At 38.5% G+C, this 10260-nt stretch carries 7 protein-coding genes; all 7 read left to right on the top strand.

Going from position 1 to position 10260, the window contains the following annotated elements:
• A partial coding sequence (locus tag EO92_RS08155) for a methyl-accepting chemotaxis protein (RefSeq protein ID WP_235283255.1) occupies window positions 1-603 on the top strand: 603 nt, incomplete at its 5' end.
• An 82-nt stretch (window positions 604-685) separates the two neighbouring features.
• A complete protein-coding gene (locus tag EO92_RS08150; protein ID WP_048170734.1) occupies window positions 686-1165 on the top strand; it encodes a chemotaxis protein CheW in 480 nt (159 codons plus the stop codon).
• An 857-nt stretch (window positions 1166-2022) separates the two neighbouring features.
• Window positions 2023-6162, top strand: coding sequence for a methyl-accepting chemotaxis protein (locus tag EO92_RS16695; protein WP_052734308.1), 4140 nt, complete (start codon window positions 2023-2025; stop codon window positions 6160-6162).
• 377 nt (window positions 6163-6539) lie between these two features.
• Window positions 6540-7169 (top strand): CheR family methyltransferase, encoded by a 630-nt coding sequence (locus EO92_RS08140; protein WP_048134748.1) that lies wholly within the window; start codon window positions 6540-6542, stop codon window positions 7167-7169.
• 1 nt (window position 7170) lies between these two features.
• Window positions 7171-7818, top strand: coding sequence for a protein-glutamate O-methyltransferase CheR (locus EO92_RS08135; protein ID WP_048170738.1), 648 nt, complete (start codon window positions 7171-7173; stop codon window positions 7816-7818).
• Between the two features lie 5 nt (window positions 7819-7823).
• Window positions 7824-8423, top strand: a complete 600-nt coding sequence (locus tag EO92_RS08130) for an MBL fold metallo-hydrolase (RefSeq protein WP_048134747.1) — start codon at window positions 7824-7826, stop codon at window positions 8421-8423.
• 248 nt (window positions 8424-8671) lie between these two features.
• On the top strand, window positions 8672-10260 hold a 1589-nt coding region (locus tag EO92_RS08125), incomplete at its 3' end, for a methyl-accepting chemotaxis protein (RefSeq protein WP_048170742.1).

Genomic DNA, 10260 nt, shown 5'->3' with positions numbered 1-10260 from the left:
GACCAGACCAATCTCCTTGCTTTGAATGCCGCAATTGAAGCTGCAAGAGCCGGTGAATACGGCCGGGGATTTGCCGTTGTTGCTGATGAGGTCCGAAAACTTGCTGCTGATTCGAGGAAGAGCACTGATGAGATAAATGAGATTGTTACAAACGTCCAGAAAGAGACCAAAAAAGTGACGGAAGCTATTAACACTGCAGACGGTCAGGCTAAAACAGGAAGCAAGAACATTAAACAGGCTTTGAATAAGAGTCAGGAAATTGCCACTGCAGTTGCCACTATCAACTCTATGCTCATCGAACTGGATAGTCTGTCAGAAGAAGGTCTGGATAAAATCGAAAATATTGAGAAAAGCATCAGTGAGACCGCATCTACTGCTGAAGAGAATGCCGCAAGCAGTGAAGAAACTTCTGCTGCTATCGAGGAACAGACAGCTGCCATGCAGCAGGTAAGTACTTCGGTACAGAATGTTAGCGAGCTTGCTCAGAAAACAGTCAATGTTCTCTTAGAAAACTTTAAAGTGTCGGGAGAACCGAAAACCAGTCAAACATCCTCTAAGAAGCCTCAAAATTTCGATAGAATGGGAAATTTAAAGAGACACTGAACAGTCTGATCCAGATCTGTTCGAATCCGGAGCTAATTGAATCCAGTCAATTTCAATTAGCTCCATTTTTCAGGTGATGTACATGAGCTATCATAGTCAAACTGTAAATGTGGATAATACGATTCAAGTAATTGTCTTCAACCTCGGCGAAGAAATATATGGAGTTGAAATTTCCCAGATAAAGGAGATTATTCTGCCAACTCAAATTACTCGAATTCCAAACGTACCTGATTTTGTAGAAGGGATCTTAAATCTCAGGGGTCAAATTGCAGTCATTATCAATCTCAGAAAAAGGCTTGGGAAAGAACCGAAAAAGAACGATGAAAATACCCGGATTATTGTTATTGAATACGATAATGCTACCATAGGGATGATGGTTGACAGCGTTAGCGAAGTCAAATATCTGTCCTCCAAAAATATCGAAGAAATTCCCAGGTTTTTAGCTTTAACTGATGAATCAAAGTTTTTAAAGGGGGTTGGGAAACTTGAGGATGGACTTCTAACCTTAATGGACCTTAAAGAGTTATTCAGTGAAGAAGAACTGAATGAAATTAATGGATGAATGATAAAGTCCACCTTCGAATTCCTGTGAAAATTTCTGCTGTGTGGTGGACGGATGCATAATTTGTAGTAATCGATAGCAGCTTGATCATAGGTAAGCAAAAGATTCCCTTTGGGGAAATAGAAGATCTGGAATATATTGATGTGGATAGGGTTAGCGACATCCGGATTAAAAATGGTTTATCAATAACCCTACTCCTCAAAATATTCATCATCGGGTGTTCAGATCTGTTGTATTTAATCTGGCATTGTCAGATTAATTTATTTTTGAATATCCGCATTCTTCTCATTCACTATCCTCTTCATCAATTTTAATTATTTTTTGATTTTTTTCTTTTGCGGATAAACTGAAGTGGTAGGTTTGTTTTTTCCTCAAGCCGTGAAAAAATTGATCAATCATTGTCTGAAATGCCCGTGGTATGAAAAATTTTTGTGATCACCTATAAACTTATATACTTATTATATTTATTATTATAGTCGATATATAAACAATTAGGCGATTTGTAAAAATATGGCGTCAATTGATTATGATTTTGATATAATTAAGTGCCGTTAACAAGTTAAATATTTGCCGATATGTGTCGGTTCAGAAGTAAAAGAGATAAGCTGGCGTCATTGTCAGTATAAAACGCTATCAGAAAATCTATCGACATTATAAAAAGTTTGACGAATTTGTAACCCAGATTGAAAAGTTCTTTGAAAATATTGATCAGTATAACTCCAAATTGAAACAATTGTTGACACTAATATTCGAAATAATCTTGCCAGGTGAGTAAATCAGGTTACTGATTTGAGAGCTTCTGTATTCTATATGTTAAATTAAGCTCAAAATTCCTCCGGTTTAGGGAGTTAATTAATATGGTATTTAAAGAAGACGAAAAAATTCAGCTTGAAATGCTCAGGTCCTTTGTTGAAAGAATTTCAACAGGTGAAAAATTAGAGAAAATAAGCGGGAACTTCAAAGGAGATACCAAAAAAACTGTTGATCTAATCAACCGCAGCACTGAAAATATTACAGGCATTTTGGATGAAATTCATACCGTTTCAAAGGTAGGTGCAGAAGGCCGGCTCGATACACGTGCTGATGACTCTAAGTATCCCGGAGGATGGGGCACAATTCTTAAAGAGGTGAATAATACTCTTGATGCTGTAATTGGTCCTCTTAATGTTGCTGCCGAATATATTGAACGCATCAGCCGCGGTGATATTCCGGAGCCTATTACTGAAAACTACAAAGGAGATTTCAACGAGATCAAGAATAACCTGAACACCTGTATTGTTGCTGTAAATAATCTCGTTGAAGATGCTGTCGTACTTTCAGAAGCAGGTGCTTCCGGACGACTGGATTCACGTGCAGATGCTACCAGGCATGAAGGCGATTTCCGCAAGATTGTAAGTGGAGTGAATTCTACTCTTGATACCGTTGTTGGGCTTATTGACCATATGAGCCTCCCGGTGATGACAATAGATACATCATTTAATATTCTCTATATGAATGTAACAGGGTCAAAACTTTTAGGTTCAACAAAAAAAGAATTGATCGGTAAGAAATGTTTTTCACAATTCAAGACCGGCGATTGCCAGACCCAAAATTGTGCCTGTGCTCAGGCAATGGAAATAATTTCTGAAGTGACTAGTCAGACCCGGGCTAAGCCAATGGGAAAAGAACTTGAAATCTCCTATACCAGCATTCCAATTAAAAACCAAAAGGGAGAGGTCACCGGTGCTTTTGAATTTGTTCAGGATCAAACTGCTTCAATAAAACTTACAAATTATCTCAATAGTGAAATTGAGAAACTTGGAACTAATCTGGACAAACTGAGCAATGGCGATACAGATCTTCATTTTGACGTATCAAAGCCCGATGAATATACCATTGACGCTCATAAAAATTTTGTACTAATTAATGAAAAGCTTGCCCAGGTCAATTCTACGATCAAGAATCTTGTTTCTGATTCAGGAATGCTTGTTGATGCTGCTATTGGTGGAAAACTTGATACCCGTGCAGATGCTAGCCGTCATGAAGGTGATTTCCGAAAAATTGTGGACGGAATGAATACTACCCTTGATACCCTTGTTGGGTATATTGACCGTATGCCTTTGCCGTTGCAGGCAACCGATAAATCATTTAATATTCTCTATATGAATGAAACCGGAGCAAAACTTTTAGGTTCAACAAAAAAAGAATTAATCGGCAAGAAATGTTATTCACTATTCAATACAGGCGATTGTCATACTCCAAATTGTCCCTCTGCCAGGGCAATGGATACAGTTTCTGAGGCAACCAGCCGGACCCTGGCTAAACCCCTGGGAAAAGAACTTGAGATTTCAACTGCCAGCATTCCAATTATGAATCAAAAGGGAGAGGTCACCGGCGCTTTTGAATTTGTTCAGGACCAGACCGCTGTGACAAGAGTTACAAATTATCTCAATAGTGAAGTTGATAAACTTGGGGCAAATCTGGACAAACTGAGCAATGGCGATACAGATCTTCATATTGACGTATCAAAGGCCGATGAATATACCATTGATGCTCATAAAAATTTTGTACTAATTAATGAAAAGCTTGCCCAGGTCAATTCTACTATCAAGAATCTTGTTGAAGATACAAGAATGCTCTCTGACGCTGCAGTAAACGGAGCACTCGATACTCGGGCAGACGCCTCTCAGCATCCGGGAGACTTCCGAAAGATCGTTGAAGGAGTTAATGATACTCTTGATGCTGTTATGGGTCCTTTGAATGTTGCTGCCGAATATGTTGAACGCATCAGCCGTGGTGATATTCCTGAGCCAATTACGGACAACTACAAAGGTGATTTCAACGAGATCAAGAATAACCTGAATACCTGTATTGTTGCTGTAAACGATCTTGTTTCTGATGCAGGATTGCTGGTTGATGCTGCTACTGGAGGAAAACTTGACACAAGAGCAGACGCTAGCCGTCATGAAGGTGATTTCCGAAAAATTATGGAGGGGGTCAATGAAACCCTTGATACCCTTGTTGGGTATATTGACCGTATGCCTCTGACGTTGCAGGCAATCGATAAATCGTTTAATGTTCTCTATATGAATGAAACTGGAGCAAAACTTTTAGGCTCAACTAAAAAAGAATTAGTCGGCAAGAAATGTCATTCGCTATTCAATACAGGCGATTGCCATACTCCAAATTGTCCCTGTGCCCGAGCAATGGAATCAGTTTCTGAGACGACCAGCAGGACCCAGACCAAACCACTGGATAAAGAATATGAAATCTCAACTGCCGGCATTCCCATTCTGAATCAGAAGGGAGAAGTCACCGGTGCATTTGAATTTGTTCAGGATCAGACTGCCGTAGTAAGAGTTGCAAATTATCTCAATAGTGAAGTTGGGAAACTTGGGAATAATCTGGACAAGCTGAGTAATGGTAACACGGATCTTCATATTGACGTCTCAAAGGCCGATGAATATACCATTGATGCTCATAAAAATTTTGTACTAATTAATGAAAAGCTTGCCCAGGTCAATTCTACTATCAAGAATCTTGTTGAAGATACGGAAATGCTCTCTGAAGCTGCAATAAAAGGAGCACTCGATACTCGGGCAGACGCCTCTCAGCATCCGGGAGATTTCAGAAAGATTGTGGAAGGAATCAATGATACTCTTGATGCCGTTATTGGCCCTCTGAATGTTGCTGCCGAATATGTTGAACGTATCAGCCGTGGTGATATTCCTGAGCTGATTAAGGAGAACTATAACGGTGACTTCAACGAGATCAAGAATAACCTGAATACCTGTATCGTCGCCGTAAATAACCTTGTAGAAGATGCTGTCATGCTTTCAAATGCTGGTATTGCAGGCCAGCTTGATACCCGTGCAGATGTTAGCCGTCATGAAGGTGATTTCCGTAAGGTTGTAGGCGGTGTTAATAATACTCTTGATGCCGTTATTGGTCCTCTGAATGAAGCAATAAGAGTTTCAAATGAATTTTCGGATGGAAACTTTAGAGCCCGGCTTGATGAAAAACTTCATGTTGAGGGGGATTTCGTAAATTTCAAGGATGTTCTTAATAACATTGGAATTTCTGTGAGTGAAGTTATAGAATCTACAAAATCTGTCACCATGCAGGTTGTAGAATGTAGCGATGAAGCCAGCAGAGGTGCCGATGAGGTTGCAAAGGCGTCAGAAGGCGTTGCAATATCCAGTCAGAAGAGTTCTGAACTGACCAGAGAGCTTCTCTATAAAATAGAGGGCATCAATAGAGAGATAGTCGATCTGTCAGCATCCACTGAAAAGATTGCAGGTAAATCAAAGGTGATTCTCTCTGTTGCAAATGAGGTTGTGAGTATCGGAAAGGATGCACAGGTTCTTGGCAAAGATACAAACCTGAAAATGGCAAGTGTTGAAAAGATTGCCAAGGAAAGTGTAAACGGAATAAACAACCTCACAGAACAAATAAAACAGATCGACAATGTCATAAAACTCATAAATGACATTACAAGCCAGATAAACCTGCTCGCTTTAAACGCCGCAATTGAGGCTGCACGTGCAGGAGAACACGGGCGAGGATTTGCTGTTGTTGCAGGTGAGGTCAAAAACCTTGCATCAAAGGCAAGAAATGCAACAGATAATATTGAAATTGTTGTGAATTCAGTACAAAGAGACAGCAAAAAAACTGCAGATGCTATCAATGCTGCCAATAAAGAGATAATTGACGGTGTTGATAGTGTCAATAAGACCCTTGATGCCCTCAATACAATCATTATAAATGCTGCCCAGGTAACAAAAGATATTGGCGAGATCACAGAAGCGATCGATAATCAGGCAAAAATCTCAACAAAGGTTGTAAAGGCTTCAGAAGAAGGAAACCTCATGACAAGGGAGGCACAAAAAGAGTCGGAATCTCTTGCAGCAATTGCAGAAGAGACAAGTGCGGCAATTCAAGAAATTGGAGCTGCGATTCATGAAGTGACCGACCTTTCCAACAGTCTGAAGTCCGACATGGAAAAATACAGGGTATAATGGAGATTTTCAATATGGAAATGACAAATGTTGTCAAGTTTCAGATTGGAAATACATCATATCCTACATCCCATTTAAAAGAAATCGAAATAAATTGTTGAGGTGATGTCGATAAATCCGGTGCTAAAGGCACCGGATTTAGATATTTTTTATGTTTTCTGGGGGCGTCAAAATTTTGATTTATTTTCAGCCTCTTCCGGCTTTAATCAATCAAAAACCCCTAAAATATTAAAAAGCCTCGAGTCTGTCAGGGGCATTATCAAACCCGGGGAAAATGGGGAATTACATTGAAAACCTCATCATCCGGATTGATATAGCCAGAATACCGGATGATAACCTGATTGAAGTCTGAAATAAAAACAGGAATCTGATAATAAATGGCATTCACCTTTTTTTTCAGGGACTTAGATGCAATAGAACTAATTCCGAAGTATGTACTGTCCAGTATTTCCGGAAAAAAAACTATTAAAATATGGGATGCCGGGTGTGCAAACGGTCCGGAAATCTACTCAATATTAATTCATTTAAAAGAGACGCTCAATGATGAACAATTTAAAAAAATAACAATATTTGCATCCGATATTGACAACAGCAACAGATTCAGAAAAATCATCGAAGAAGGCACTTACAAGAAAAATCAGATTTCCTCTGTTCCCTCCAATACTCTGAAAAAATATTTTGTACAGGATCTCGAAAATCCGGATATTTACATTATATCAGAAAATTTAAGAGAGAAGGTAAATTACCAGAAACATGATCTCTTGTCCTTAAATTCCATCGGATATGATTTTGATTTAATTATATGCAAACATGTTCTCCAGCATTTTAATTATAAAGAACAGGTGGATGTAGTAAAAATGTTTTACAATTCCTTAACAGATGATGGATTTCTATTATGTGAAATTTCACAGGAAATTCCTGAATATCTAAGCGGTCATTTCACAAGAATACTTCCAGAACAAAACCTTTACCGGAAAATATGCCGCGTAAATGAAAAAAGGGTTTAATATGGGTGCAACTTATTTTTTCAGGGACACTCAAACTCTTAAAATGATCCCTGATATCCTTATTCCTCTGATTCTTGAGGATGAAGGCCATAAGAGCAACAAGAATATCAATATCTGGAGCGCAGGTTGTGCAAACGGCGCGGAACCCTACACTCTTGCAATTCTTTTAAAGGAAATTCTTGAAGAAGAAATATTTTCCCGAATACGGATTTACGCAACAGATATTGATCCAAACAACAGATTTGAAAATATCATCAAAAAAGGTTCATACCCGCAGGATGCCCTTCAAAAAATTCCGGAAAAGATGTTTTTGAACAATTTTATTAAAGATACAGATATTCAGGGCAATTACCTCATCTCTGAGGAAATAAGAGAGCATATAATATATATTTGGCATAATCTGTTGTCTTTAAAACCCATAATTGAAAGACCATTTGATATAATTTTATGTAAGAATGTGCTCCTTCATTTTACAGAACAACAAAGTACTGACATTATAAATCTGTTTTACCATTCGCTCTCAAATCGTGGGTTTTTCATTACAGAACAAACGCAAAAACTTCCCGTTTCAGCGCATGAACAATTTGAGCAATTCATAAGCAATGCCCGGATATATAAAAAAATCACGGTAAATTTTAAAGGAGTGTAAATGAATTGAAGGTAATTAACCTTACCGAAAATCCGACAACGTATACATGTAATGTCTATTATATACAGGGTGAATTTAATTCTCTGAGCAATCTGAACACAATCATTGATATTGGCCGTGACAATATCATCTTTGAAAAATTTGATGAGATCTCAAAAGGCGTTGGTAAAAAACTGATTGATCAAATTGTTCTCACACATAATCATTACGATCACACATCGCTTTTAAAAACAGTAAAAGAAATTTATTCTCCTAAAGTCTATGCATTTTCACCTTATCTCAAAGGAGTGGATGTTGTGCTAAAAGGTGGGGAATCAATCTTAATCGGGGATAAGTTCTTTGAAGTAATACATACTCCGGGGCATACCCAGGATTCTATCTGCCTTTATTGTTCTGAAAACGGATTTCTCTTTGTTGGCGATACACGCGTAATTCTTAACTCAAATAACTGGACTTTTGAGGAAAATTATGTAAAATCTATGGAATATCTCTGCACAAAAGATGTTTCCAGGATTTTTTATGGTCATGGCCCTCCACTGGATAATAGATGCAACGAAAAACTCCAAACAACTCTCAACATAATTCACAATAGTAAAATAATTTAATATAGGACTTACGCAGTTGCCTGTTTTTCAGGCAACTTGTTAATTTTCATTATTCTTATGCTAAGGCATACTTTGAGGTTTATGAGTTAATATGTCTGTTTTTTATCAACACACTATTCCAACTTAGTTTAACAGTCACCAGGGGGTGCTGGCTAAGTGGAAAGTTTCTTTTTTTCACCTATACACTTAAATACTTCCTCTAATTATAATCATAGTTATTATATAAATCATTAGGGGATTGATTTAATATGTCTTCTATAGGTCCTGATTTAGAAACACAAAAACAAAAAGACTCACTAAAAAATTTAGTTGGAGATGAAGATTTAAAAGCGAAAGAGATAAGCTCGCTAATAGATAGCCTTCCAGTAACTGTTTTCAGAGTCTCGAATGATTCTTCCTGGTCTATACAGTACATCGGTAAAAGTGTGGAGAAACTAACCGGTTATTCTAAAATGGATTTCATTTCCCAAAAATTCTCGTGGTCTGATATTGTTCTTCCAGAGGACCTTTCCCTTATCGATAAAACTACACAGAAAGCGATGAAAAACAAAACTCCTTATCAGGTTGAATATCGAATCAAAAAAGTAGATGGGAGTATAGTATTTGTTCAGGAACAGGCTCATCCGGTGAAAGATGATAATGGAAACATCGCTTATATTGACGGGGTATTCTTAGATGTGACTCTGCATGTAAAACGGAGAGAAGAATCTCAAAGAGCGATTGTTAGCAGCATACCAAAGCCATCGCTTGCATTTTATTCAGATGCTTCCGGAAAAATAAAGTATATTAATGAATATTTTGTGGAAATTTGCAAGTTAAGGAGTGCGGATGAAGCAATCGGGATATCGCCTTCCGAATTAATGGAGAGCAGTACTAAAAAATCACTTGCTGAAAAGGTTCTGGAATCTGGAGAGGGGGTTTATAACCTTGAACGGGCACTTAAACTTAAGGCTCAGGACAAACCGCTATTTACAGTAACTTCCTCTGTACCAGTAAAAGACGAGGCTGGTATTATTGTTGGCACTCTCACAGTCATAACTGATATGACAGAGATGAAAGAGAAAGAAAAGGAAGTTGAGAATCTTTTAAATTATACTAACAACTGTCTGAAGGATCTTGGAGAGGGTATCCGAAGAATTAGTGAGGGGGATCTTGATACCCATCTGGAGAAGATCAAGGACGATGATTTCGGTAAGACTTTTGACGAATTCAATAAGCTTGTCATTAATCTGAAATTGGTTATTGAAAATATCCTGGCAGACATGCTCACAACCCTGGAAGACGCTCAGCAGTCCGAAGAAGCTGTCGGCCAGATGAATATGGGCATGCAGCAAATTTCAACGGCTTCCGAACAGATTGCAACCGGTTCCGAGAATCTTTCAAGGCATGCAGGCACAGCAGCTTCGGATATAAAAGCTTCTCAAGAGATTTTCAAAAAGCTCAGCGAATCTTCCACTAAATCTTCCAGCTATGCTTCCCAGGCAGGAAAAACCAGTGATGAAGCCCAGGGTCTCAGTAATATGGCTCTGGAAGAAGTGGAACAGCTTGTTACGGAAATCTCCAAACTTGGGGATATTGTTCATTCTCTGGATGACGCTGTCAATAATATCGGTGCCGTTACGGGGAAAATCAAATCGATTGCTGACCAGACCAATCTCCTTGCTTTGAATGCCGCAATTGAAGCTGCAAGAGCCGGTGAATACGGCCGGGGATTTGCCGTTGTTGCCGATGAGGTCCGAAAACTTGCTGCCGACTCGAGGAAGAGCACTGATGAGATAAATGAGATTGTTACAAACGTCCAGAAAGAGACCAAAAAAGTGACGGAAGCTATTAACAC

It is taken from the genome of Methanosarcina sp. 2.H.A.1B.4 (assembly GCF_000979385.1).
GTDB lineage: Archaea > Halobacteriota > Methanosarcinia > Methanosarcinales > Methanosarcinaceae > Methanosarcina.
This window is presented reverse-complemented; position numbering and strand designations above follow the sequence as displayed.

What these genes read in the sequence shown, in the direction of transcription:
- EO92_RS08150 (WP_048170734.1), top strand. Translation starts at nt 686, where the DNA reads ATGAGCTATCATAGTCAAACTGTAAATGTGGATAATACGATTCAAGTA.
- EO92_RS16695 (WP_052734308.1), top strand. Translation starts at nt 2,023, where the DNA reads ATGGTATTTAAAGAAGACGAAAAAATTCAGCTTGAAATGCTCAGGTCC.
- EO92_RS08140 (WP_048134748.1), top strand. Translation starts at nt 6,540, where the DNA reads ATGGCATTCACCTTTTTTTTCAGGGACTTAGATGCAATAGAACTAATT.
- EO92_RS08135 (WP_048170738.1), top strand. Translation starts at nt 7,171, where the DNA reads ATGGGTGCAACTTATTTTTTCAGGGACACTCAAACTCTTAAAATGATC.